1 protein-coding gene is annotated in these 272 nt (G+C 65.8%); it reads left to right on the forward strand.

From position 1 onward, the window contains the following. Window positions 1-22 precede the first annotated feature (22 nt). Window positions 23-272: AMP-binding protein (locus ACX4ZE_RS23380; RefSeq protein WP_480275627.1), on the forward strand; the 250-nt coding region annotated here is incomplete at its 3' end.

The raw sequence follows: 272 nt of genomic DNA on the forward strand, positions 1-272 counted from the left end.
TCGGGGCGGGCGCTGTGGGGTTGTGAGTGCTGTGCCGTCGGTGTTCGCGGAGGTGGTGGCCGGGATGGGGGGTGCGGGGTTGCCGGGGTTGGATGCGGTGGTGTTCATCGGTGAGCCGTTGAGTGCGGTGGTGGTGCGTCGGGCTCGGGTGTTGTGGCCGGGGGTGCGGGTGATCAATGGGTATGGGCCGACGGAGGCTGCGGTGTATGCCACTTTCCATGAGGTCGGTTTCTGTGAATCGCCCGGTTCTGGTTCTGGTTCTGGTGTGGTGT

The sequence above is a fragment of the Nocardia sp. TBRC8007 genome, from assembly GCF_056629435.1.